We start from the raw sequence: 25,056 nt of genomic DNA on the forward strand, positions 1-25,056 counted from the left end.
ACCGTGATTTCACTCTCTCACCTGGGGCGCGAAATTCATCGGCGTTACGATGAATTCGGCCCCATTCTGGTGTTCGACGACGGCAATAAACGCTATTTAAGTTTTGGCACCGCCGACGAACAAAGCTGCCAGCTGAAAAGTGCGCCACTGCAGTTACAGCACGAATATGCCCGTGCCATGGTCGCCGTGCTGATGCAATCCGACGCCTCGACACCACCGGCGAATATCACGCTGCTGGGAACCGGCGGCGGTACTCTGGCCAGCACACTGTTCCACTGGCTGCCGCAGGCGACAATTCAGGCGGTGGATATCCGGCAGGCGGTGTTTCAGATCGCGCAGCAGTATTTTGCTCTGCCCCGTGATAAGCGTCTGAGCACCCATGTCAGCGATGCCGCCGAATTTTTACGCAACAGCGAGCAGGGACAGTGCGATTTATTAATCTGCGATCTGTATCTGGCCGATGGCCTTGATCCTTTGGTATTGCAGAGCGACTTTCTCGATTTATGCGAACGCCATTTATCGGCCCACGGCTGGCTGGTACTGAATTTATGGAAAGAACACCGCGAACAGACCGACTGTCTGGCGCAGTTAAAACAGCGCTTCCCGCAATTACTGCAAAGCACCACCACCGATGGCAACTGGATTCTCTGGGCCAGTAAATACGCAGAAATTGCCGATAAAAAAACGGCCCGCGAACGCTGCGTGCAGCGCTCACCGCTGGCCGGTTTTAATCTGTGGAATGTGGTGAAAGGCTTTTATCGTCACCGCTGATACAGCCACATCATGCACTGGCGCCTACAAAGAATTACAAACTTCCCGGTTTAGTGACACGAACAGCCGTTGCCGCAGCTGCAGCCATAGGGTAGCGTGCTGATGACAAGATCAGCATGGAGCAGCCCCCTGACTGCCCACGTCTGATCAGCAGAATAACAACCGCCAATAAATAACAGCCAGAATAACAACAAGAGTACTCAGTATGTTGCAGTCACTAATTCAGATCGGCCTGCCGGTCGCCCTGATTTTAATTATGGTCGGCGTTGGTCTCGGCCTCACTCCGGAAGATTTCCGCCGTGTATTCCGCCAGCCAAGGGGCTTTCTGATCGGTGCTTTCTGTCAGATGTTATTGCTGCCACTGATCGCAATGGCGGTCATCGCCATTACCGGTCTGCATGGTGAAATGGCTATCGGTCTGTTTATTCTTGCCCTTTGCCCCGGTGGTACCACCTCCAATCTGTACAGTTTTCTCGCCCGGGCCGATGTTGGCCTGTCGGTATCACTGACCGCGGTGATTGGTTTTATTACACCGTTCAGCATTCCGTTACTCGGCGTCTGGGCCATTAACCATTACAGCGATGCCGGCTCACACTTTGAGCTGCCGATTGTCAGCACCTGGATCAAGCTGATGATTATCACCGTGATTCCGGTGGTGATTGGTATGGCGATCCGCGCAAAATGGCAGCACTTCGCGCGCCGTATGGAGCCACTGATCACTCGCTTCTCTGTGATTGTGCTGATTGCGGTGATCGTCTCTATCTGTATTAACCTCGGCGATAAGCTGATTGGCTTTACCCTGCAGGCCGGACCGGCTGCATTGCTGCTGAACATCAGCACCATGGGCCTTGGCTATCTGGCCGGACGCTGGTTCCTGCACAGCGAAGCGCAGGCACGCGCCATCAGTCTTGAAGTCGGTTTACAGAACGGAACCCTGGCCCTGCTGATCACCACCAGCATCCTGCAGAGCGCCGAAATGTCGATCGCCCCGAGCGTTTACAGCCTGATCATGTTTATCAGTGCCAGCCTGTTTACCATTGCGGTGTTACGTCGCGACCGCCGCCAGGTCGCCGTGGCCTGAAGAACACACTCCCTGACGGACAGCATGGCCGGGCCAAAAGCGCCCGGCCCGTTCAGTTTGTCCCGGGATGCAGCCGTATGCGTTTTTGTGACGCACATCCCGCAAAATATCCGCCGCAAATACACAACTAAAGTACCATTTAAGCTAGAATCCGCGCCGTCATTCACGGAGGACTCTATGCGAACCCGAATTCTATCCACGACCAAAAGCCTGCTGCCAGGCGCGCTGTTACTGTGCGCAACCAGTCAGGCGATCGCCGACAACGGCCTTAACGTATACGGCTTCCTTAATGCCGGTGCTTATTACCTTGATGAGGATGACATCACCATCGAGGCCTACGAATCAGGCGACCCGCAATTTTTCAACCGCGACACCATGATGGGCCTGCAGATCAGTAAAGAGATCAGTGAGCGCACTAACGCCACTATCCAGCTGACCGCCAAAGGTGAAGAAGACTTCGCGGTACGCACCTCACTGGCCTTTATCAGCCACGCACTGAATGACAGCACCGACATCCGTTTTGGTCGTCTGCGTATTCCGTTCTTCTATTACTCAGAATTCCTTGATGTTGGTTACGCCTACAACTGGATCCGCCCGACCGGTGATGCTTACGGTATCCCGTTCTCTGATTACAACGGTGCTGACATCATCAAACGCTTCAGCTTTGACAGCTTCGACGGCCAGATTCAGCTGAACTACGGTCGCCGTGACAAAGAACTCATGCTGTTTAACGAAGCCTATGAGGCTGAGCTGAACAACTTCGCCGGTGCCACCCTGAATCTGTATATGGGCAACTTCGGTCTGCGCTTTGGTATGCAACAGACGCAGATGACGCTGGATACTGCCGCGGATATGCAGACCCTGATCGACGTCGCCGGCGGTAAAAACCCGGATATCGCGCTTTACGACCTGGCCGCCAGCGGTGCCCGCCGTATCGATATCGCCCAGACCGCCGCCACCCTGCTGACAGACGGTATGAGTGAAGAAACACAGAAGACCTTCAACTTCGACGACAAAAAAGCCCGCTACTACAACCTGGCAACGACCTGGGATAACGGCGACTGGAGCTTTATCGCCGAAACCGCGGTTATCAACTTCGACTCCGGTCTGTATATCGATAACTTCGCCTGGCTGGCGTCGCTGGCCAAGCGTTTTGACGCTCTGACCATCCATACCACCTACTCGACCTCCCGTGACCGTCTTGACGGTGGTGAAGTGGGTGACGTGCAGAAAGCCATGGGCACACGCGGTGAAGACGAAAGTATCACCCTCGGTATGCGCTACGACCTGGATGAAGCAACCGCCTTCAAACTGGAAGCGACCCACCACATAGAGGAAACCAACCAGGGCCTGCCAGGCGCCTCCGGAACTCTCTATCGCGCCGCATTACAGCTGGTATTCTGAGGAGCTGACACATGAAATTTATCAAAGCCCTGGGAATGACCACTCTGCTGAGCCTGAGCGCCGCCAGCTGGGCCGACATCGCAGTGATCGTCAATCTGAAAAATAATAATACTTACACAGGTATCGATGCCGACCTGATTGAGCGTATCTATCTGGGTAAGGCCAGCAAGTTTCCTGATGGGACGGCGGCCGTGCCTTACGATCTGGCCAAAGGCGACAGTGTGCGCGAACAGTTCGGTGTCAAAATACTGAACAAAACGCCATCCCAGCTGCACGCGTTCTGGTCGCGTTCAATCTTCGCCGGTAAGAAACAGCCACCACGTGAAGTCAGCAATGCCGATGCCATGAAGGCTGCGGTTGCCGCCGACCCACACGCCATCGGTTATATCAACGCCTATGCCGTTGATCCGAGTGTGGCCGTGCTCTACACCATCAAAGACTGAGCCGGGCCCCGGACGCATGCGTCCGGGGCTGTTTTTATCACAGCAATCCGTCTTACTCTTGCCCGCCCCATAGCAACAAGGATGCGAAATATGATCCGAGCATTACTGATGATCGCTCTGCTGGCCGGACCCCTGCCATTTTCACAGCTACAGGCAGCAGAACTGGTACTCAACGGCAGCGCGTCCTATTACTACCTGACCCGCGAATACTATGTCGCCGGATTATATCTGCCCGCTCCGGAACAAAATCCGGATGCCATTCTTTCCCCTTCCACCGCCAAGCGCATGCAGCTGATTGTCAGCACCGAACGCTGGTCACCGCGCAAATGGGCGCAGCAGTGGCAGAACAACATCTCCATCAATAACGATCTCAGCGGCGATACCCAGCTGCAGCAGGCAGTGATGGAATTTACCCAGTTTCCGCGCGATGACCTGCAGCGCGATGATGAAATCAGCATTGAATACCAGCCCGGCGGTAACACCCGCGTTCTGCTTAACCGCGAAGCGGTGATCGAAAGCAGCGGCGTCGAACTGTTTAACTACCTGCTCAATACCTGGATCGGCAAGCTGCCGCCATCACGTGAATTCCGCCAGCAGATCCTGCAGCAGGACAACTCCGCCGCCGCCGAGAAAAACCGCCGCCTGCTGCTGACCCACGAAATTCCGGCCGCACGCAAACAGCTGTATTCCGGCTGGCTGAATGCCGAACGGGCCAAGCGCGAACGCGAGCAGCAGATGGCGCTTAAAGCCGAGCAGGAAGCCGAAAAAGCCGCTCAACAGGCTGAACAGCAGCGCCAGGCTGAAGCCCGCCGTCTGGCCGAAGAACGCGCCGCCCGTGAAGCCGCTGAAAAGCTCGCCAGACAACGTGCCGAGCAACTGCGCCTGGCCCAGGCCACCGCGATCAAGGCTCAGGCTGAGCGTCTGGCAAAAGCGTCCCGGCAACCGGCCAGCAACAAAAACGCCGCCAGCGCGAACAACACCGGCAGCAAGAGCGCAGCGGTTCTTGCCGCCGAGCAGGACTACTACCTGCAGCAGCTGCAGTGGCAGTTACAGCGCCAGCTGGAAGCCGAAGTCAGCTACCCGGCCTGGGCCAAACAGTTTGCTCAGGAAGGTCTGGTGGAAATGGATCTGGAGCTGAACCGCACCGGAGAAGCCTTTAACCTGCGCCCCCGTGACGAAAGTGTTGCCAAGTTATTAATCACCGAAGTGCAGCGTGCGGTGCAGAGTGCCGCCGGCAAAATCCGCATCAGTGATGATCTCGAAGGTCAGCAGTGGCCGCTCAGCGTACGCTACCTGTTCTCACTGCAGGGCGCAGAACAACAGCCGCTGACCATGCCGCAACCGCCGAAATCCTTACAGGTGAAGAAGGCGCCACCAGCACAACAGGAACAGCTGAGCCAGAGCTACGAAGAAGTGCAGCGCGAACGTATTCTGAGTGCGGTGGAATACCCGAAAGCCGCACAGATTCTGAAGAAAAGAGGCCTGATTGAGCTGCAGGTGGAAATTCTGCGCGACGGCAAACTGGGCGAAATTAAAGAACTCAGCAACAACCGTCACCGCGAACTGACCCAGGCATTAATCAATGCCGTCAAACAGAGCGCACCCTTTCCGCCGCTGCCAGCCGGACTGGCAGCGTCCGGGCTGAAGTTTAAAGTCAGCTACGACTTCAAGCTCTGATACATGCCTGCCATGCCAGTCTGCCAGCTCAGACAGGCATGGCAGCCGCTACCTCACCAGGGCAGCGGCTCTGCCACTTCCGCCCAGCGCTGCTGCTGATCAATATCCGCCAGCTCATCCCCCAGCCGTTCACAGGCGGCCAGCGCAATATCCCAGCGCCGGCGACGCGCGCTGTAATCCGGGTAATCGTAAAAATCTTCAAGATCGGGAATACGTCCACCCGGCAATGTCGCTGCAAACTCCCATGACGGAGCGATGATGATGGTGCGGCGATAGTTCTCCCGCGAGGCCGTACGCCAGCGCAGTTTCTTATCAAACCAGCCGCCTTTCGGGGCTTTGGCAAAATAGTGCGGATACAGCACAAAGCCTTTTTCCGGCAGCACCGGCAGATCAAACTGGTAATCGGTAATACCACCATCGCGGTAGGTTCCGGGCGGAGCACCGGGAATATTACGCACCCCGGCAATCACCAGCGGAATCGCGCCACTGGCCAGAATCGCCGGACGCAGATTATCTTCAGTCAGGGTTACATGACGGGCAGGCAGATGCGGGTAATGATCAATCGGCGCCCGCTGCGGATGATGAAACACCACCCGCTCAATCCACGGGCGCATGGCGCTGCGGGCGATCAGATTGGCCGCCATGGCGCCGGCCAGACCTAAACTCTGCGTTATTTTATGATCGGCAGCAGCCAGACCACGGCAGCGCGCCACCATCGTGTGGTAACGCACCAGCGGGTTATTGATAATTTCCTGTGTACCGGTTTCGCCAAGAATCACATCCAGAATATGGCGACAAACCGCTGCCACTTCCTGCGCTGTCGGTTTGGCCGAGGCGTACTGCTGACTGATATAGGCTTCCTGCAGGCGGGCATGAGCCGCCAGCGGGTCTTTCTGAGCGTAACAGGCCATGCGCCAGGCACCGGCGGAAGTGCCCATTACATGCAGTGGCTGCCGGCGGTCGCGTACCCACTCGCTCAGCAGATAACGATCCATTGCCGCCAGCGTCAGCCATTTAGGACCGCCGGAAGCGCCCAGTATCATGTCTATATCTGATGATTGCAGACCATTGGCGCGGATATGCGCCAATGCTTCACGTCCGGCAAAAATTTTTAAGGCAGGCTTCATGCCCCGCTCCATCATAATGAAAGGGCTCTTTGTACCCTGTTCATATGACAGACTTAAGGGGCAAAGATGCTAAGGAACCGCTAAATAGCCATTCTACCCGGACTGCGGTAGCCAAAACGTCAGCCATAAGGCGGTAGCTGCAGCAATTCATAACATTCCGGACCAAATACGGGCACTGCGCCCGCATCTGACACTACAGCCGGAACTGCATCATTTGCTGCGCCAGTTGTTGCGCCAGCTTGGCCAGCTCTTTCACTTCCTGCTGGCAAGTGGTCAGGCCGTCACTGGAACGGCTGCTCAACTCCGCAATATTCTGCACGTTACGGCTGATATCTTCCGTTACCGAACTCTGCTCTTCCGTTGCCGTGGCAACCTGATGACTCAGACCCACCACATCACCGACGTTTTCGCTGATATTGCTCAGCGCTTCGCCCATACGCTTGGCTGCCGATACCGTTTCAGAGGTCGCCCCTTCACCAGCCTCCATTGCCTTAACCGCACGCTGCGAGCCCTGCTGCAGACGTTCGATAATGGCTTCAATCTCACTGGTTGATTCCTGGGTACGGCGCGCCAGATTACGCACTTCATCGGCCACTACCGCAAAACCACGGCCATGTTCGCCGGCACGGGCCGCTTCGATGGCGGCATTCAGTGCCAGCAGGTTGGTCTGCTCAGAAATCGCGCTGATGACCTGAATCACCTGACCAATATCGTTCACCTGCTGCGCCAGCTGGCCAATGGCTTCTGCTGACTCGCGGATATCCCCGGACATGCTGTTTACCTGAGTAACCGAGCGCTCCATATCGCCACGGATACGACCGGCATCGCCACTAACGCTTTCCAGCTTGGTAGCGGTTTCCGTGGCGTTGCGCGCCACTTCCTGTACCGTCGCTTCCATTTCGTAAATTGCGGTCGCAACCGAATCGGTCAGTTTGCTCTGCTCAGACGCCCAGCTGTGATTGGTGGTGACCACTTCTTCAATCTGCTCGGTATAGGTTTTTACCTGCTGAGCGGTATCGAGAATGCCGCGGATCATCTGCCGCTGCGATTCCATAAAGTCGTTAAAGCCACGCGCCAGCTGACCCAGTTCATCTTTACTGTCCGCCTTCAGGGTCTGGGTCAGGTCGCCTCCCCCCTGACCAATACTGACCAGTGCCTGAGTGATACGGCGCAAAGGCAATGTCATGCGGTCGGCCAGCACGGCAATCAGGCCGAGAAATACCAGAGCAGTGACAATACCAACGGTCAGCGACAGCAGCGTCGCCTTGTGTAATACCCCGTAAATCTCATCGCGCGGCACCTCGACCACCAGATGCCAGTCGACAGTGTCCAGCTGCATGGCGGAAGCAATGACGGCTTCGCCATCGCGTTCAAACTCGGTCAGATCACCGGCTTTGGCTGCCAGCAGGGCTTGTGCTGCAGTTGCAGGAACATGCTGAGCCAGATCGATACCGGACAATTTAAGATCGGGATGAATGAGGATTTTTCCGGCATTGTCGGTCAGATACACAATGCCGGTTTCAGCGAAGCGGAATTTGCGGATACGTTCCGCCATTTCCTCAAGACCAATGCCTAAGCCACTGATGCCAAGCGCTTTGCCATTGCGCTCAATACGGATATTAATGAATAAAGTCGGCTTACCTGTGCTTTTATCCACATCCAGCTGCAGCGCGCGTTTAAGGCCTTTATCGAGGAAACCGAAAAACCAGCCGTCATTTTCTGTGGTAACCGTACGGCTGAGGCCTTGCTGGGTGTAGTAGTTGCGGGTCAGCGCCGACACAAAATGAGCGCTGTCGGCCTTTTGCCGGCGGGCAATATTGCCGAGAAACTCCTGATTCAGCGCCCACTCATCCTGTGGCTCACCACGCTCAATCCAGTCCTGCATCAGAGTGTTGCTGGCGATAAGCTCAGAAGCGGTGATACCACCAACCAGATCTTTTTCAATTTCATGGGCAATGGAGCGGATGTTCGCCGGCAGGGCAGAGCCCAGCCAGTAGGTCTCAAGTTGTTGGCGGTTTTGCCAGATACCGACACCGACAACCAGTGCCACACTCAGCAACAAAGCACCGCCCATAGTAAGCAGTAATTTCTGGCGGATGGTCATGAAGGACTCCTGAAGGGAAAAAAATCATCCTTTCAGACTAGCAGTCAAAAACGGCACCTGCCGCCTGACAACCAACTTCAGTTCACTTCGGCCGTTGCCATCTGTAACTGGTAATGCCGCACCCGCCACAGCAACAGCGCGCCCATCAGCAGATTACCTGCCGCCGCACCTATCAGCAGGCCCGGGTAGCCGCCCATCTCCGCACCGATAAAGGCACCCGGCACATAAAAGGCAAACAGGCGGACAAAGTTAATCACCATCGAGGTCTGGGTGCGCTGCAGGGAATTCAGCGCAGAATTCACACACAGCACAATACCCATGCCGGCATAGCCCAGCGGCAGCCAGCGTATGTACTCAACAATGCTTTGCTGTACGGCAGGCTCAGCGGAGAACAGCTGCGCCAACCAATGGCCCGTAACCCAGAAAATCAAACACACTGCTCCCTGCCACAAGGCCAGAAAACGGAAGCTGCTGTACAGGGCCTGCCAGATACGGTCGTACTGAGCCGCCGCATGATTCTGCGCGACAAATACCGGCAGAGTTGAAGTCAGCGCCAGAATCACCACGATGGCGAACGGCTCCAGACGCATGCCGACACCAAAACCAGCCACGGCTTCCGGCCCCAGCGGCGCCACCATCACCAGCAGAATGGCACCGGCCACCGGCACCATCATATTGGTCACCATCGCCGGAACACCCAGCTGCAGCATTCGTTTCCACAACACCCGTACTTCGTGCCAGCCCATGCCATGACGGCTGATATAACCTTCACGGCGCTGGCGGGTCATAATCACCAGCAGCACCAGAATCCAGCACAGCGCACTGGCCAGCGCCGCGCCACCAATCCCCATACCCGGCAATGGCCCCCAGCCAAAAATCAGCAGCGGATCGAGTAACGCATTCAGCACCGCTGCCACCATCATCATCTGTGACGGCAGCCTGGTATTACCGGTCGCCCGCATGGCGCTGTTCTGCATCATCATCAGCAGCAGTACGATGGCGCCGGGCCACCAGAACACCATATAGCGGCGGATCTCCGGCAGCAGTTCATCTCCGGCGCCCAGCAGGCGGAACAACGCGTCATTGCTCAGCCAACCCGCCACGGCAATCACCACGCCCAGCAATAAACTGAGCAGCAAGCCCGCCATCGCGGCACGCTGTGCCTGCAGGTTGTCATCAGCACCCACCGCGCGCGCAATTAAAGCGGACATGGCAATGCCCAGACCAATCGCCAGATTCATCACCAGCATGGTGACCGGCATAGTAAAGCCCACTGCTGCCAGACTTTCGGTTCCGAGCAAGCTGATAAACCAGGTATCCACCATGTTGAAAAAGAAGACAGCCATAATGCCCAGCACCATCGGCTGGGTCAGGCTGTAGAGTGTGCGGTTGACCGGGCCGCTGAGAATGGCTTGGCGCACAGTGGCCTCCTTATGAATTATTTTTCTGCGCTCACTCTACACTAAAACGCTGTCATGACAGGCCTGTAACTCCCCGCCTGAACTTGCACTGAGCACACCCGCTCGCTACCCTGCGGCAAGATTTTTGCTCAAAGAGGATGCTATGCGTCACCAGACCCTGATTATTTCATCACTTTCTGTATTGTCTCTGTTACTGCCGGCTGCGCACGCAAGCGCAGAAGAAGCAGCGGCCGATGCAGCCACTGCAGCGGAATTTCCGATCTGGGGTGGTTCCGCAGAGCTGGGTACCATCCGTACTTCAGGCAACACCGATACTTCCAGCATTAACGGTAAATTTGCGGTTAAGCGTGACGGTGAACTGTGGGACTCCGCTCTCAAGCTGGATGCCCTGACCAGTAAGGAAGATGGTGTAACCTCCAAGGAAAAATACGGCGGTACGATTCAGCTTGACCGTAATTTCAGTGAATATTCCTACCTTGCCATTGTCGGCGATCAGGAACGCGACCGTTTCAGCGGTTTTGAATATCAGTCAACGTTCGCTGCCGGTTATGGTTACCGTGCGATCCACCAGCAGAATATGGAACTCGATCTCGAAGCCGGCCCCGGTTACCGTCGCGACAAACTGAAAGAAAGCGGTGAAATCGACGAAGAGGCTATTGCCCGTCTGGCGGTCAAATATCACTGGACCATTCAGAAAGGCGTCGAGTTTATTGAAGAATTCAGTGCCGAGCTGGGTGAAAGCAACAGCATTTATAAATCGGAAACCGGCCTTAAAAGCCAGATCAACGGCAGCCTGGCGACCAAACTGACGTACAAAGTGAAGTACGTTGATAAGGTGCCGGCAGACAGCGAAAACACCGATACCGAGTTTGGTGTCACTCTGGTGTACAGCTTCTGATCGGATTGTTCTGCCACCGCAGATAACAAAAAGCCCGCGTTATTACGCGGGCTTTTTGTATCCGATAAACCGGATTATTAATCGCAGTCTTTTTCTTTATAACGGCCATGGTGAGCATCCAGACCTTCTTCGTCAGGATGATGCCACTTACGCACTTGTTTTTCTTTCATCGCCGCCCACTTTTCCTGCTGTTCGGCAGTCAGCACGCTCTGCACCAGTTGCTCAAACTGCTGACGCGCAGCCTCACGCTGAAGCTGATCCAGCGGCCACTGATAGTTGTCCCTGAGTTCTTTAACGCCTTTTAACAGCGCACTTCTCTGCTCGTCGCTCAGATCCAGTTTACGCGCCAGCTCTTTGGCGTGTTTTTTCTGCATTTTCGCGTGCTGCTCGCGCATCAGACTCTGCGCCTGCTGACGCTGCTCCTCTGTCAGCACCTGCTGAATTTCCGCCCGCATAGTCTGTACTAAACCGTGCACTTTGCCGCGGTTTTCACCTTTCCCGCCGGCCGCTTTGCGCAATTCGCAGATCTGCTTTTCGTACTTATGTTCAATTTCCTCGATGCGTTCTTCCTGAGCATCGGTTAATTCCAGTTCATCATCCCAGTCTATTTCGCGATGCTTGCCACCAAAGGCCAGACTCTGGCCGGCCAGTAACAGGATCAAGGCGGCGCCAGCGGCTTTGATTAGGGTCTGTCTCATTATTCGTTCCTCAGGCTTTGCCGGGCTATGTTTACGCTGATCAGTGTACGGATTACCACACAAAGTTGTGTCCGCCATTGCAAAGAATTGTCACAGGAAATCCATGGATATATTCCATTGTGTTCTGCGAGACGGACGCCGTAAATGTTCGTTATCATAGGGCATCTGTGCTGTACGACGAAGACCATGAGCGATACCAACAACGATCCCGAAGAGCAGCTGTTTCTGCAGGAAATGCAGGGCGTTAAACCACTGCAAACAAAAGAGCGGGTAGAGCTGCGTAAAGGTGATGTGTCACAGGCCAGCGCTGCGGCACGCCGTCTGGCCGCACAACAAAAGCCCGAAGAGCAGGATGGTAACCGCCTGCAGACCAGCGAAGTAAAACGCGTTGGCCCGCACGATGTGATTGGCTATAAACGTCCCGGTATTCAGGATGGGGTATTCCGCAAACTGCGGCTGGGTAAATACGAAACCGAAGCCCGCCTCGATCTGCACCGCCGCACCATCGACGAAGCACGGCGCGAACTTTACCGCTTTATTCAGGATTGTATGGCGCACGATATCCGCAGCGTGCTGATACTGCCCGGTAAAGGCGACCGCAATATCAATGACCCGGCGGTATTAAAAAGTTATCTGGTGCACTGGCTCGAAGAGCTGGACGACGTTCAGGCCTACCACACCGCCCAGCCCCATCATGGCGGCGCCGGAGCCTTTTACGTACTGCTGCGTAAAAGCGAGCGGAAAAAACAGGCCGCGCGCGAACAGTTCAGTAAAGGCCGCCTCTGATCACTCGCTTGCGGCTGTAGTAATCCGCTGTTACCAGTCACGCCTCACAATCCGCCAGACTCGCTGTTCCACAACAACAATACGGAGCAGCGCTCATGGCGAATATCCTCATTATTGCCGGCGATTACGTCGAAGATTACGAACTGATGGTGCCGTTTCAGGCATTGCAGATGGTCGGTCACAGCGTCAGCGTGGTCTGTCCGGATAAAGCGTCCGGCGACAGTGTCCGTACCGCGATCCACGACTTCGAAGGCGACCAGACCTACAGCGAAAAGCCCGGCCATAATTTTGTACTGAATGCAGATTTCGCCGGCATTAACGAACAGGAATTCGACGCCCTGCTGCTGCCCGGTGGCCGTGCACCGGAATACCTGCGCCTGAACAGCCGCGTGCTGGAACTGGTGAAACACTTCGCCAGTGCTGGCAAACCCATTGCTGCGGTTTGCCATGGCGCGCAGCTGCTGACCGCTGCTGATGTTATCCGCGAACGCAAAATTTCGGCCTACCCGGCCTGTGCACCGGAAGTCACCATGGCCGGCGGCATCTATGCCGACATCGCCGTCGATCAGGCCGTGACCGACGGCAATATCGTTACCGCTCCGGCCTGGCCTGCCCACCCACAGTGGCTGGCGCAGTTTAATGCCCTGTTGCAGTAATCAGTACCTGTCAGAATCGGCATGATGCTGAGTGCGCGTAAAGGAGGGTGCAATCCCTTTCCTTTGCGCGACATAATGGGCACCGGACTGATTGCCTCAGGAAGCTTTCCATGTGTGAAATTTATTCAGGTGCCGAACCGGAACTGTTTGAACTGAAGACCCGTTCCATCCGTATCGATGGCGTCGTCACCAGTATTCGTCTGGAGGCTGTTTTCTGGCAATTGCTGGAGCAGATTGCTGCCGATGCCGGGCTGACACTGGGTACTTTTATTACCCGTATTTATCGTGAAGTGCTGGAGCGCCGTGGCGAGACCGGTAACTTTACTTCTTTACTGCGTGTCGCCTGCACAACACATCTGAATCAGGGGCAGCGTCTGACACTCACCACCAGTGCCTATCAGGACACCATCAGCGACAACCAGGAACCGGTACGTAAAGTTTCCTGAGATGTTCAGTCATCCGCTGTTTGCAGGTGGTGCTCACTCCACAGGTATTGCGCCTGCTGCAGCAAGGGTTGCATCCAGTTTTCTTCACCTGCTTTTACCAGCACTCTCTCAATGCGCGCACGCAGCTCCGGCGTATTACAGGCCGACTTTTTCGACAGCGTGAGGTACAGCGGCTCGCTGCTGATATTCTGTTCAAGCGGATGAATATTACGGTAACGGTTACGGGCGGCGTAGGCGCGGGCCGGATTTTCTTCGTACAACATATAGTCGACGCGCTGACCGTTCAGCATTCTCAGCCCCTGTTCCAGACTGCCGACCTGATGCACCGTGAGATGTTTGCGCGAGAATTCATCAAATTCCTGACCGAAACTGTTATGAATAACGGTCACCCCCTGACGGCCGATCAGGTCTTCCCAGCGGTTAAATTCAAAAGGCCGTTCGTTATTCACCCAGACGACCGTGCGGGTCAGCTGAAAAGCAGGGCGCAGGTAATCCATACGTTCTGAGCGGGCAGCGGTATAAAAAGCACCGGCAATAAAATCAATCCGTCCGGCGGCGACTTCTTCCTGAGTTCTGCCCCACGGGCCGCTGTACTGCAGATCAATAACGAGATCGAGCTCCTTTGCAACTTTCTGTAAAAAAGCCGCAATTGCACCCGTTAACACTTCAGGCTTCTGTGGAGAACGCCAGAGGTAAGGCGGATACTCGGCATTACCACTGGCGCTGAAAATACGGCAGGCATCCTGTTCTGCACTGGCAGGTATGGCGGTAATCATTACCAGCCAGAACACGACTATCTGTTTCATGGCGAACAGACCCCAACACAATAATCCGGGACAGGCTTCAGTATAGGCTGACTATAAATAATTACCGGTTACTTTGCCGCCAGTTTTACATCCAGTTCATCAATGGCCTGCTGCATCCGTTCTCGGGTCATCTCAGCCAGACGCTTCACATCACCCTCACCCATACCTTCGGTGCTGATTGGTTCCAGATAACGGGACAAAACCTTACCACTACGGAAGCGATGCAGATTGATGTTTTTATGGGTGCTGCTGTAAACCACAGGTACGACGGGCAGTCCGGCCTCAATCGCCAGGGCAAAGGCACCGCTTTTAAACGGCAACAGTCCCTTACCGCGCGAACGGGTACCTTCCGGAAAAATATAAACCGCACACCCGCGTTTTTTGACCGTACGGGCTACTGCGGCCATGGTTTCCCAGGCTTTGGCTTTATTGGCGCGGTTAATAAAAATATTGCCGGCCAGCCAGAACAGCAAACCAAAAACAGGAATAAAACGCAGACTGCTCTTGCCTAAAATGGCGATGTTACCCGGCAACATGCCCGGGTAAATAAATACGTCCAGTGTGTCCTGATGATTTCCGACATAAATCGCCTGCCCATCTCCGACCGGTGATTGATTAAGCGCCGTCATTTTAATGTTCAGCAACCAGCGTCCGAGGGAAAATATTTTGGCACAGTCGCGGGTGTTATTACGGTGAAAAGGGCGCACGATGCACAGCATCAGACCCAGTATGCAGCCGAACAGAAAATAGCTGGTTAATACGACAGCACGGAAAGCAAACAGCATGATGAAGTCTCTTATTATTGTTTATATATGCCGCTGAACTCCATCTCCGGGCGGCGCATACATCAGAAGCGCTATTGTTATGACAGGGCAGACCGGCAGCAAGGTGCCGGCCTGCCATTATCCTGTGAACGTCTGGCATTAATACCTGTATTATTAACGCAGAAACAGCTGGTAAGCGGTGTTATCGGTTTCATCCCAATAACCGTAGCCCAGCTCTTCCAGAAAGCTGTGCAACTGTTGCTGACGGTCATCGGCAACCTGCAAACCAACCAGAACACGGCCGTAAGCTGCACCGTGGTTACGGTAATGGAACAGCGAAATATTAAAGTGCTTACCCAGCTTGCGCAGAAAATTCAGCAGCGCTCCCGGACGCTCCGGAAATTCAAAACGGTAAACCCGCTCGTCATTCACTGTTGCCGGAGCATGTCCGCCGACCATATGGCGGATATGGTATTTGGCCATTTCATCGTCGGTAATATCCAGCACCGGATAATTCTCACCGTGCAGCTCATCCAGCAACGCCTGACGTGAACCCGGCTCTGCAGCAACTTTAACGCCGACATAAATCTGCGCCTGATGATCATCGCTGTAGCGATAATTAAATTCAGTAATCGGACGTTTGCCGATTAAGCTGCAGAATTTCTGGAAGCTGCCCGGTTGTTCCGGAATGGTTACCGCCAGAATAATTTCCCGGCCTTCGCCGATTTCGGCAACTTCTGAGATATAACGCAGCCGATCGAAGTTAACGTTGGCGCCACTTAAAATGGCTACCAGATTCTGATTTTCGCAACCTTCGCGTTCAACGTACTTTTTCACCCCGGCAATACTTAAAGCACCGGCCGGCTCACACACCGCACGGGTATCGTCGAACACGTCTTTAATGGCCGCACAGATTTCATCCGGCGTACAGGTGATCACTTCGTCGATATGATCTTTGCAGATTTCCCAGGTATTTTTACCGATCTGGGCCACCGCCACGCCGTCAGCAAAAATGCCAACCTGCGGCAGGATAACGCGCTTTTTCACAGCCAGTGCCGCTGCCAGACACGCCGACTCGGTACTCTCTACACCAATCACTTTTATTTCCGGACGCAGCGCTTTGATATAAGCCGCCACCCCGGCCGCCAGACCGCCGCCACCGACCGGAATAAACACAGCATCGACCGGGCCACTGAGCTGACGCAGGATTTCCATGCCGATGGTGCCCTGTCCGGCAATCACTTCCGGGTCATCGTAGGGATGGATATAGGTCATGCCTTTTTCTTCAACCAGCTTCTGCGAATAGGCAAAGGCATCGTCAAAGGCATCGCCCTGCAGTACCACTTTGGCACCACGGGCTTTAACCGATTTCACTTTAATATCGGGCGTGGTGCGCGGCATAACGATGGTGGCTTTAATGCCCAGCTTCTGTGCCGCCAGCGCCAGCCCCTGCGCGTGGTTACCGGCGGAAGCCGCCACCACGCCCTTGGCTTTTTCTTCTTCGGTCAGCTGCACCACCTTGTTGTAAGCGCCGCGCAGCTTAAATGAGTACACCGCCTGCTGGTCTTCACGCTTTACCCAAATCCGGTTGCCCAGCCGTTCGCTCAGAAAGGGGGCAATATGCAGCGGCGATTCGATAGCAACATCGTAAACGCGGGCAGCGAGAATTTTCTTCAGGTAATCGTTAAGCATGCCGGGAATTCCAAACAGACTGAAAAAATCGGTGCGGGAAGCACTCAGGGGTGAGCATTGTAACGCATCAGCGCATATAATTCGCTGCATCTGACACACATAAGCCCGAGCTGCCATCATGACACAAGACGAACTGAAACGCGCCACAGGCATCGCCGCCGCCGACTATATCCGCCCTCACCTCGACGATAAAAGCATCATCGGTGTCGGCACAGGCTCTACCGCCAACTGCTTTATTGATGCTCTGGCCGAACACAAGAACCTGTTTGATGGCGCGGTGGCCAGTTCTGAAGCCTCAGCCCAGCGTCTGCGTGATCATGGAATTCCGGTATACGATCTGAATAACGTCAGCAACCTCGACTTCTATATCGACGGTGCCGACGAAATCAATAAACACCTGGAAATGATCAAAGGTGGTGGCGCCGCCTTAACCCGCGAAAAAATCGTCGCCGCGGTGGCCAGAGAATTTATCTGCATCGCCGATGAAACCAAGCTGGTTGGGCGTCTGGGCGCTTTCCCGCTGCCGGTAGAAGTGATTCCGATGGCGCGTTCTTATGTCGCCCGTGAACTGGTCAAACTGGGCGGTGACCCGGTTTACCGCGAAGGTGTGATTACCGACAACGGTAACTGCATTCTGGATGTGCACAACCTGTTTATCGCTTCCGCCATCGAACTGGAAAGCAAAATCAACCAGATTACCGGTGTAGTCACCAACGGTCTGTTTGCCCTGCGTCCGGCCGACGTACTGCTGCTCGGCACCCAGAATGGCGTTCAGACCATCAAGGCTGAATAAAACCCGTGCCTGAGTCCGGCAAAGGATTGCTGCACGCCGTTCAGGCACGGCTGACGTCTGTCCGCCTGCCGAAGCTGCTGTTGCGCCTGCTGCTTATTCTGCTGGCTGCCGTTGTGCTTATTATTGCGCTGCTGGCAGCCTTGCCGTCCCTGCTCAAACCCGCCCTCAACCGCTGGCTGCCGGACCTGCTGGCCGATGCCGCCGCCCCCGGCAGCAGCGTGGTGGTGCAGATCGACACCTTCAGCTGGCAGCGTTTTCAGCTGAGTAAACTGCAGTTGCCATTAGCCGATGGCAGTCTGATTCAGCTTACCGATCTGGATCTGCGCTACCGTCCGTCGCAATTACTGCGGGGGCAGCTGCAAACCCTCAATATCGCCGAACTGCAACTCAGCCTGCCGGACGAAAGTGCGCGCAAAGTTGCAGCCGTGGCCGCTCAGAATGCCGGCAATGCCGCCCGTGAGCAGTTGCACCAGTTGCTGGAAATCCCGCAACTCAGCCAGTGGCTGCAACTGCCGCTGGAACAGGTCAGCATTGACCATATTGTGTTGCAACACCCCGCCGCAGTGGCCGAACTCAGCGCCAGCCTGACGCAGGAACAGTGGCGCATTCATGGCAGCACCCAGCTTGATAACCTGCCACTGCCGTGGCAGATCGAACTGCAGTTACAACACAGCGGCGACTGGCTGCTGCTGGTTGCCGAGCAGAGCCAATTACTGTTGCAGCAGTATGGCCATATTGAACAGGACGCCGACAATACCCGCCTGACCCTCGATCAGCGCCTCGACTTTGCCGCCCTGAGTGAACGCTTACCTCAGCTCAGCGGGTTGCCTCTCCCCCTGCGCCAGCTGCAACTGAATGCTCAGCTGCAATTACCGAACCGCGCCTATCTGCCACAGGATCTGAGCCTCAGCCTCAGCGCCGAACTCGACACCCGCCAGCAACAACTGGCTGACACTATGCGCTGGCACAGCGGCCGCTGGCATTTTGCCCTGAATAAAGAAGACGCAGCTGCCGACTGGCAGTGGCAGCTGCGCAGCGAACAACAACAGCTGCAGCTGAGTGATGTTCTGCCCAACAGCAAACAGCCGCTCACGCTCAGCAGCGGGCAGCAACTCAGTGGCCACTGCAACGCAGCACTCACCACCTGCGAAGCCGAAGGCCAGCTGCAGAACCGCCTGCAAAGCGCAGACGGCAAACAACTGCTGGCACAGTTTAATCTGACCCCGGCGCTGAACTGGCAACAGGGCAACGCCCTCAGTCTGGTACTGCCGCTGGATATGAATATCAGTGCGCAGACCCCGGATCTGCCACTGCAAAGCCTGCACAGCCAGGGCGAGCTGATCGCCCTGCTCGACGCCAGCGGCGACTGGCAACTGAGCAGCATTCCCGGCATCAGCAACAGCCTGCAATTAACCTCGCCTGAGGGCTGGCAGCTACCGCCACTGGAATTTCAGCTGCTGCCCACGCTGTATATCAACGGCAACCTGCACAGCAACGAAAACGGCAATAACAGCAACCGCCTGCACAGCGACCCGCTGCGGCTGACCATTAAGCCCTGGCATATACAACACGGGGCAGACAGCTTCCTGCAATTACAGACCAGCGAGTTCAGCTGCCAGCCAGCTCCGGGCAGCTCGTTGCTGGTTGCATTGCAAACGGTGTTCAGCGGCCAGTGTGATATCAGCCTGCAACTGGCCAAGTCGCGCTGGCAGGGCTGGCCGGTTCCTGAACTCAGCGCCAGCGGCCCGCTGAAACTGCTGTATTCATTGCAGGATGATCAGCAAAACAGCCAACAACAACTCAACGGCGAACTGCAGCTCAGTGGCGCCGGCAACCAACTGCATTTACGCCTGCAACTGCAGCACGACCTGCGGCAACAGCGTGGCAGTATGCAGTGGCACCTCGATGATCTGGCGCTTCACTGGGACAAACTCAACCTGCCGGAAATGACAGCCTTAACCAAACTCGAATTTTTAAACGGCGCATTGGCCGGACAAGGCTGGGTCGACTGGCAACAGGTTAATAATGTCTGGCAAATAAAACCCGACCTGATGCTGCGCAGCGACAATATCAGCGCGATCTACGATAACAGCATCGGCTTTGAACAATGGAATGCGTTAATTGCCCTGCGCCGGCCATTCAGCGGCGATTATTTACTCGACGCACAAATCAGCGGCAAAAGCCTGAACCCGGGTATCGAATTAAAAGACATACTGGCACGCAGCCAGACGCGCATACCGGCCGACTTTTCTTATGCACTGGCTGAGATTTATGAAATGCACACCGACGTACTCGGTGGACGCATCCATACGCCATTAATCCGCTTTGATACACGTAAAGACATAAACGCCTTTGGTATCGAGCTGGAGCATATTCAGCTGGCACAGATCGCCGCGCTGGAAGCCAAGGCCGAGGTTCAGGCAAGCGGTACTCTCGATGGCGTCTTACCTATTGTGTTAACCAAAGAAGGTCCACAGATTCCCGGTGGCAGTTTATTTGCCCGTGACCCGGGTGGCGTTATCCGCTACCAGAACGCCACCTCAGAAGCGCTGCAACAATCCGATCAGACCGTGGGGCTGGCCATGCAACTACTGCAGAATTTTAACTACGACAAACTGCAATCCAATATTCAGTACCAACCCGACGGTGCGCTCAATTTAGGCCTGCAGTTTCAGGGAAAAAATCCGGATTTCTTTGGTGGTCAGGCAACACACCTGAATGTGAATCTTGATTATAACCTGCTCGATTTTCTCGAAAGCCTGCGCGTAACACAGGACGTAATCAGTCGGCTGGAAAACAAATACCAGTAAAAAATCCGTTATTTATTCAGAGGGATTTTTTCAGATAAATTCAGCGGGATTTTTAAGGCAGGATGCAACGCACAGAAACAGTCATCTGTGCATTGCCTTGGGCGAAATCTTTACTTATAAAAAGCTTCTACTTCGCCTTTCAGTTTAATCAGAATAGGACGGCCAAAACGGTCTTTCGCTTTAGGCGAAGGGATTTTTACCCAACCTTCACTGATGCAATACTCTTCAACATCGTTGCGTTCCTTACCATTCAGGCGGATACCGATATCGTGTTCAAAGCACTCAGCGACATGATGTGGGCTGCGTGGATTACCGGAGAGATGATCCGGCAAAGCCGGCTTGGCGTTAGTGTCGCTCATGTTTATAACCTGATATCAGAAAAAGTGCCCCATTGTAGACAAGGCGGGTTGGCGACTCAATCGGCCTGCGCGCTATTTTCATCAGCACACAGACCTGCCAGCCAGCACCTCTTCCAACACCCCTCCCAGACCCTGACAGAGTCTTGCTATCGGCGGACACAGCCCCGGAAAGACTATCAGGAGCCCTGCGCCAGATTGGTAGCGGCAGCCTGCTCATTCTTTAACAGCTCTTTGCGCACAAACAGCTCAACCGGAATAAAGGCGAAAGGAACCAGCGACGCCAGCAACACCAGCAGCCAGGTCATTACCGACCAACCCTGCTTATGCGACGCCGCCAGCGAAAGAACAAAATACAGCATAAACAGCACACCGTGCGTCATCCCAAGCACATAAACGAAATCCCGGCTGATAACGCCCAGCGTGACACACAGAATAACCAGATACGAAATGCCTTCCAGCAGGCTTGAGATCCTGAACAGCTTTAACATGAAATATTCACTCAGATATGGACAGTAAGGCGGTATAGCACCACATTGGCCGGCGAAGGTAGCAAGGCGCGGAATCGGAGGCAATAAACAATAGGGCTAAAGGTGTAATGTTTGGTAAATCCGGGCAGGGCTGATAATCAGGCCTGTGCTTGCAAACACAGGCCGGAGGTCTGTCCGAAGGGGTGATTGTGTCTGACTTTGCCAACCATTTATTGATTCAGGAAAAAGATCCCTGCAGCGATGAATAAACACCCTGTGATCATCGGAGTGAAATTCCATATTCTGGCTCCGGGCAATAATACGCTATCACTATGATTCTTGGGGTTGTAGTAAACCTCAATACTCTCCGTTGAAAGGTACTCTTTTAAGATTTTATTCAGGGAAGACATAGGTTTGTTAACCATGTCAGAGAAAGTAGCTCTTTTCGATACATACTTTACTCCATCGACTTCATATTCATACTCAACATCAATATGCACGCTCTTCCAGTCGACTACATTTGTCTGAATATCCTTTGAGATATTCAAACGAGTCCCTTTCTTTAACAGAAATCCGGACGTTTTCTTCCAGCTCCTGCTTTTTACGGCCCTTACAGCAATGTAAGAAAGAGAAGCAATGATTGCTGTTCCAATAGCAATTAAAATATGTGGCAGATAGTCTTCCATAGATAGTTCCTTAATAGCTAACAGTGTATTAGTGTGCGTGCACATTTATTCCGGGCGACTCTTTCGGGAAGCCCCGTGTAATCTATTGACCACGCTGAGAAATCATCCATAACTCAAAAATCTCTTCCGGAAACGCGCACACCTGTTAACCCAGTTTCCTTCGAGCTGTAAGCTTTTAAACCATATCTTCAGGTTGTTGATGCATTTAACCTTTAACTTACTACCCTCCGGCAAAGCGGGCAAGCACGAACACATAGCGGCCACCTGAAGACAGTTGCTATTCGTATCTGTTGGTGGGCAGTGCCCACCCTACAACATTTCAATGCGAATAAAGTGCTCTGGTCTGTCGTGGATAAAATCCACTCCTACAATACAGCGTCTGATTTACCACGCGTCGTTGCGCCTGAATTATGCGCTTACAGGCCGCCGCAGCGAGCGATGATTTTTCTGATCTGACCCGTCCAACGGCTACTCTCTGCCTTTACCCGGCGCATCCATAAACTTAAAACTCACCCACAATAAGCACAAAAAAATCACCGGGAAAATCTCCGGGAAAACGTCCACCAGCAGCGAATATTCACCGCTGATTACAGCATCCGCTTTACTCAATTTATAACAGCCAAAAAACACCAGCGGATACAGCAGCGTTCCCCATAAGAAGAATTTGTTCATCAGGCGGTTAAACAGGGGAATTTTTATGCCGGGCTTACTGGCCAGGCCCATCAGGCTGGCTACTGCCACAAAAGGATACGCCAGCAAGGGTAAGGCACCGGCGGTGAGGAAAATAATTCTGAGCAGTTCATCCATGAGTTATATCCTGTGGGTTGAATACTGCCTGATGTTAATCAGGCAGTAAGACCGGAATCAGCACGCTGTCAGCCGAATATCAACGATATCAGCCGCACAGATAGGTGCCGGTACCCACCGCAATTAACAGCCCGTCTTCATTATGAAATTCCATGCGCGTTACGGCCACTTTATTGCCGATACGCAACAGGGTTGCACTGGCAATAAATTCTTTGCCTTTACCGGGATGGAGAAAATCCACACGCATATCAATGGTGCCGAGTTTAGCCAGTTGTTTGGGCCGGTCTTCTTTCGGGATTTCATTTTTGTGCATGCGCTGCCAGGTGGCGATTAACGCCATCGCCCCGCCGGTTACATCAAGCGCGGTAGAAATCGCGCCGCCATGCAGAATGCCCTGCAGCCAGTTACCAACCAGATCGTCGCGCATATTCATGCTGAATTCACAGCGGGTATCGCTGAGCAGTTTGGGTTTAAGGCCGAGCAGTTTGTTAAACGGAATCTGGTCGAGAAAGTTCATCGCCAGTGTCAGCTCGGTTTTGCTGAAGCCTTCAGCTTGTGTGGTCATGCCCTCTGCGGTCATGAAATGCCCCTTTGTCTTTATTGTTATGACTCTGGCCCGCTCTGGTAAAACGGCGGGCAGGGCATTGTTCACAGGGGACAGGGTGGAGTCAAAGAAAACGCTGGCAAAATCTGCTGCCGGCAGCGGGATTCAGGGGTTCCGCTTTTTTGCCATGGCCCATTGACTCATTAGGTCGGCCGTCCTAAATTTAACATTAGGACGTATGACCTAGATCATAAATACCCAGTGGAGCACAAACCTGTGGCCAATCAACCAACCAGAGAACGCATCGTTGCCGAGGCCGATCAGCTGTTTTACCAGCAGGGTTTTGAGCACACCTCGTTTGCGCAAATCGCAGAAGTGCTGGGGATTTCGCGGGGGAATTTCTATTACCACTTCAAAACCAAAGACGACATTCTGCACGCGGTCATCAGCCATCGCCTTGCCCGCACAGATTCGATGCTCAGTCACTGGGAGCTGGAAGGGGAAACCCCCACCGACAGAATCCGCAGCTTTATCCATATCCTGCTGACCAATCAGGCCAAAATTACACGTTACGGCTGCCCGGTCGGCACGCTCTGCACAGAGCTGGGCAAGCTTGATCATCCGGCCAGAGATAACGCCAATGAGCTGTTCACCTTATTCCGCAGCTGGCTGCGGCGACAATTTGAGCAGCTTGGCCGCCATGCCGATGCCGATGAACTGGCAATGCATTTGCTGGCCTGCAGTCAGGGCGTAGCAACACTGGCCAGCGCATTTCAGGATGAACAATTTCTTCACAACGAGGTTAACCGTCTTGAACACTGGTTAACGTCCATCACAACAACAGAGCAACAGGAGTCGCTTTAATGTTTATCGTGCTGTTACGTTTTTCACAGAATAAGGCACAGGCCGCTGCCTTTATGGATGCTCACAATGAGTGGCTCAGACAAGGCTTTGCTGATGGAGCTTTTCTGCTGGCAGGCAGCCTGCAACCGGGCCTTGGCGGCGCGCTTATCGCTCACGGTATTACACGTGATGCTCTTGAGGCCCGGGTAAATCAGGACCCCTTTGTAGCGGAAAATATCGTCAGTGCAGAAATACTGGAAATTGATCCGAAAAAGGCCGATGAGCGCCTGAGTTTTCTGCTGAGTTAAACCCTGAATACCGGAGCACATTATGAATACGGAAATTAAAGGCCCGGATGGTAAACCGCGCTGTCGCTGGTGTGCTGCCGCCCCGGAGTTTTTTGCCTACCACGACGAAGAATGGGGTTTCCCGGTCGACAACGATATCCGCCTGTTTGAAAAACTTTGCCTGGAAAGTTTTCAGTCCGGACTGAGCTGGCGCACTATTCTGGCCAAGCGGGATAACTTTCGCGCAGCCTTTGCCGGTTTCGATTTCAACAAAGTCGCGCTGTTTGATGAGTCTGACGTTAAGCGCTTATTAGCGGATGAAGGTATTGTCCGTCATCGCGGAAAAATCGAAGCTGTTATTAATAATGCTGCCAAAGCCCGCGACATCGTTGCGGAATACGGTTCGCTTGCTGCGTATTTCTGGCATTTCGAATCCGATAAAAACAGCCTGCCAAAGCCTCAGACGGTCTCGGCCTCTGAGGCTTCTGCTGCGCTTTCCAAAGCACTGAAAAAACAGGGTTGGAAGTTTGTAGGCCCGACAACGGTGTATGCATTTATGCAGGCCATGGGACTTGTTAATGACCATTCCGGCGGCTGCATAATCCGGAAGAAAGTGGAGCAGGCACGCAAGGACTTTAAACGTCCCTGATCTGCAGATATCAGACGGTGAGTCTGCCCCATCCGCT

Annotated in this window: 26 protein-coding genes; 14 read left to right on the forward strand and 12 right to left on the reverse strand. The window is 54.2% G+C overall.

Annotated elements, in window-relative coordinates; translation table 11 throughout:
• Positions 1–3: 3 nt before the first annotated feature.
• The 5 genes from HUF19_RS17320 to HUF19_RS17340 all read left to right on the forward strand — a co-directional run bounded on the left by HUF19_RS17320 (position 4) and on the right by HUF19_RS17340 (position 5,376).
• On the forward strand, positions 4–771 hold the full coding sequence (locus HUF19_RS17320) for a spermidine synthase (protein ID WP_260997759.1): 768 nt from the start codon (positions 4–6) through the stop codon (positions 769–771).
• Between the two features lie 205 nt (positions 772–976).
• Positions 977–1,852: a bile acid:sodium symporter family protein gene (locus HUF19_RS17325; RefSeq protein ID WP_260997760.1), complete on the forward strand. Its 876-nt coding sequence runs from the start codon at positions 977–979 to the stop codon at positions 1,850–1,852.
• 177 nt (positions 1,853–2,029) lie between these two features.
• Positions 2,030–3,256, forward strand: a complete 1,227-nt coding sequence (locus HUF19_RS17330) for a porin (protein WP_260997761.1) — start codon at positions 2,030–2,032, stop codon at positions 3,254–3,256.
• An 11-nt stretch (positions 3,257–3,267) separates the two neighbouring features.
• On the forward strand, positions 3,268–3,699 hold the full coding sequence (locus HUF19_RS17335) for a phosphate ABC transporter substrate-binding protein (RefSeq protein WP_260997762.1): 432 nt from the start codon (positions 3,268–3,270) through the stop codon (positions 3,697–3,699).
• Between the two features lie 90 nt (positions 3,700–3,789).
• Positions 3,790–5,376, forward strand: coding sequence for a TonB family protein (locus tag HUF19_RS17340; protein WP_260997763.1), 1,587 nt, complete (start codon positions 3,790–3,792; stop codon positions 5,374–5,376).
• Positions 5,377–5,429: 53 nt separating this feature from the next.
• On the opposite strand, the gene HUF19_RS17345 is transcribed toward HUF19_RS17340, so the two are convergent.
• The 3 genes from HUF19_RS17345 to HUF19_RS17355 all read right to left on the reverse strand — a co-directional run bounded on the left by HUF19_RS17345 (position 5,430) and on the right by HUF19_RS17355 (position 10,028).
• Positions 5,430–6,503 (reverse strand): patatin-like phospholipase family protein, encoded by a 1,074-nt coding sequence (locus HUF19_RS17345; RefSeq protein WP_260997764.1) that lies wholly within the window; start codon positions 6,501–6,503, stop codon positions 5,430–5,432.
• Between the two features lie 193 nt (positions 6,504–6,696).
• Positions 6,697–8,607 carry a methyl-accepting chemotaxis protein gene (locus HUF19_RS17350; protein ID WP_260997765.1) on the reverse strand — a complete coding sequence of 637 codons (1,911 nt, stop codon included), beginning with the start codon at positions 8,605–8,607 and terminating at the stop codon, positions 6,697–6,699.
• A gap of 77 nt (positions 8,608–8,684) precedes the next feature.
• Positions 8,685–10,028, reverse strand: a complete 1,344-nt coding sequence (locus tag HUF19_RS17355) for an MATE family efflux transporter (RefSeq protein ID WP_260997766.1) — start codon at positions 10,026–10,028, stop codon at positions 8,685–8,687.
• 142 nt (positions 10,029–10,170) lie between these two features.
• On the opposite strand from HUF19_RS17355, the gene HUF19_RS17360 reads away from it, so the two are divergent.
• Positions 10,171–10,926 carry a DUF481 domain-containing protein gene (locus tag HUF19_RS17360; protein ID WP_260997767.1) on the forward strand — a complete coding sequence of 252 codons (756 nt, stop codon included), beginning with the start codon at positions 10,171–10,173 and terminating at the stop codon, positions 10,924–10,926.
• Positions 10,927–11,003: 77 nt separating this feature from the next.
• Here the strand turns inward: HUF19_RS17360 and HUF19_RS17365 are convergent, their stop codons facing one another.
• Entirely contained in the window at positions 11,004–11,624 is a 621-nt protein-coding gene (locus HUF19_RS17365; protein WP_260997768.1) for a type 2 periplasmic-binding domain-containing protein, read from the reverse strand.
• A gap of 186 nt (positions 11,625–11,810) precedes the next feature.
• On the opposite strand from HUF19_RS17365, the gene smrA reads away from it, so the two are divergent.
• The 3 genes from smrA (at position 11,811) to HUF19_RS17380 (ending at position 13,512) form a co-directional block, all read left to right on the forward strand.
• On the forward strand, positions 11,811–12,410 hold the full coding sequence (gene smrA, locus HUF19_RS17370; protein WP_260997769.1) for a DNA endonuclease SmrA: 600 nt from the start codon (positions 11,811–11,813) through the stop codon (positions 12,408–12,410).
• A gap of 95 nt (positions 12,411–12,505) precedes the next feature.
• Entirely contained in the window at positions 12,506–13,066 is a 561-nt protein-coding gene (locus HUF19_RS17375) for a DJ-1/PfpI family protein (RefSeq protein ID WP_260997770.1), read from the forward strand.
• Positions 13,067–13,176: 110 nt separating this feature from the next.
• Positions 13,177–13,512, forward strand: coding sequence for a ribbon-helix-helix domain-containing protein (locus tag HUF19_RS17380; protein ID WP_260997771.1), 336 nt, complete (start codon positions 13,177–13,179; stop codon positions 13,510–13,512).
• 5 nt (positions 13,513–13,517) lie between these two features.
• Here HUF19_RS17380 and HUF19_RS17385 read toward each other — a convergent pair whose 3' ends face one another.
• The 3 genes from HUF19_RS17385 to ilvA form a co-directional block, all read right to left on the reverse strand.
• The gene (locus HUF19_RS17385; RefSeq protein ID WP_260997772.1) at positions 13,518–14,318 is read right to left on the reverse strand and encodes a substrate-binding periplasmic protein; all 801 of its coding nucleotides are present in this window, start codon (positions 14,316–14,318) and stop codon (positions 13,518–13,520) included.
• Between the two features lie 68 nt (positions 14,319–14,386).
• On the reverse strand, positions 14,387–15,103 hold the full coding sequence (locus HUF19_RS17390; RefSeq protein WP_260997773.1) for a 1-acylglycerol-3-phosphate O-acyltransferase: 717 nt from the start codon (positions 15,101–15,103) through the stop codon (positions 14,387–14,389).
• Between the two features lie 153 nt (positions 15,104–15,256).
• A complete protein-coding gene (gene ilvA, locus HUF19_RS17395) occupies positions 15,257–16,774 on the reverse strand; it encodes a threonine ammonia-lyase, biosynthetic (RefSeq protein ID WP_260997774.1) in 1,518 nt (505 codons plus the stop codon).
• Positions 16,775–16,892: 118 nt separating this feature from the next.
• Between ilvA and rpiA the strand changes: the two genes are divergently transcribed.
• On the forward strand, positions 16,893–17,567 hold the full coding sequence (gene rpiA, locus HUF19_RS17400; protein WP_260997775.1) for a ribose-5-phosphate isomerase RpiA: 675 nt from the start codon (positions 16,893–16,895) through the stop codon (positions 17,565–17,567).
• Positions 17,568–17,572: 5 nt separating this feature from the next.
• Entirely contained in the window at positions 17,573–20,377 is a 2,805-nt protein-coding gene (locus HUF19_RS17405; protein ID WP_260997776.1) for an intermembrane phospholipid transport YdbH family protein, read from the forward strand.
• A gap of 110 nt (positions 20,378–20,487) precedes the next feature.
• On the opposite strand, the gene HUF19_RS17410 is transcribed toward HUF19_RS17405, so the two are convergent.
• From HUF19_RS17410 to HUF19_RS17430, 5 genes are all read right to left on the reverse strand, one after another.
• Positions 20,488–20,736 (reverse strand): DUF3297 family protein, encoded by a 249-nt coding sequence (locus HUF19_RS17410; protein ID WP_260997777.1) that lies wholly within the window; start codon positions 20,734–20,736, stop codon positions 20,488–20,490.
• 176 nt (positions 20,737–20,912) lie between these two features.
• Positions 20,913–21,224, reverse strand: a complete 312-nt coding sequence (locus tag HUF19_RS17415; protein WP_260997778.1) for a DUF3817 domain-containing protein — start codon at positions 21,222–21,224, stop codon at positions 20,913–20,915.
• A gap of 209 nt (positions 21,225–21,433) precedes the next feature.
• A complete protein-coding gene (locus HUF19_RS17420) occupies positions 21,434–21,889 on the reverse strand; it encodes a DUF3592 domain-containing protein (RefSeq protein WP_260997779.1) in 456 nt (151 codons plus the stop codon).
• A 468-nt stretch (positions 21,890–22,357) separates the two neighbouring features.
• Positions 22,358–22,696: a hypothetical protein gene (locus HUF19_RS17425; RefSeq protein ID WP_260997780.1), complete on the reverse strand. Its 339-nt coding sequence runs from the start codon at positions 22,694–22,696 to the stop codon at positions 22,358–22,360.
• Between the two features lie 88 nt (positions 22,697–22,784).
• The gene (locus HUF19_RS17430) at positions 22,785–23,261 is read right to left on the reverse strand and encodes a thioesterase family protein (RefSeq protein WP_260997781.1); all 477 of its coding nucleotides are present in this window, start codon (positions 23,259–23,261) and stop codon (positions 22,785–22,787) included.
• Between the two features lie 255 nt (positions 23,262–23,516).
• On the opposite strand from HUF19_RS17430, the gene HUF19_RS17435 reads away from it, so the two are divergent.
• From HUF19_RS17435 to HUF19_RS17445, 3 genes are read left to right on the forward strand one after another with little or no spacing between them, the layout of a single operon-like run.
• Positions 23,517–24,104 carry a TetR/AcrR family transcriptional regulator gene (locus tag HUF19_RS17435; RefSeq protein WP_260997782.1) on the forward strand — a complete coding sequence of 196 codons (588 nt, stop codon included), beginning with the start codon at positions 23,517–23,519 and terminating at the stop codon, positions 24,102–24,104.
• Entirely contained in the window at positions 24,104–24,391 is a 288-nt protein-coding gene (locus HUF19_RS17440) for a YciI family protein (protein WP_260997783.1), read from the forward strand. Before HUF19_RS17435 ends, HUF19_RS17440 begins: the two co-directional genes overlap by 1 nt.
• Positions 24,392–24,413: 22 nt before the next feature.
• Positions 24,414–25,019, forward strand: coding sequence for a DNA-3-methyladenine glycosylase I (locus HUF19_RS17445; protein ID WP_260997784.1), 606 nt, complete (start codon positions 24,414–24,416; stop codon positions 25,017–25,019).
• Positions 25,020–25,056: the final 37 nt, after the last annotated feature.

The organism is Thalassolituus hydrocarboniclasticus, from assembly GCF_025345565.1.
In the GTDB taxonomy this organism is placed as follows: domain Bacteria; phylum Pseudomonadota; class Gammaproteobacteria; order Pseudomonadales; family Oceanobacteraceae; genus Venatoribacter; species Venatoribacter hydrocarboniclasticus.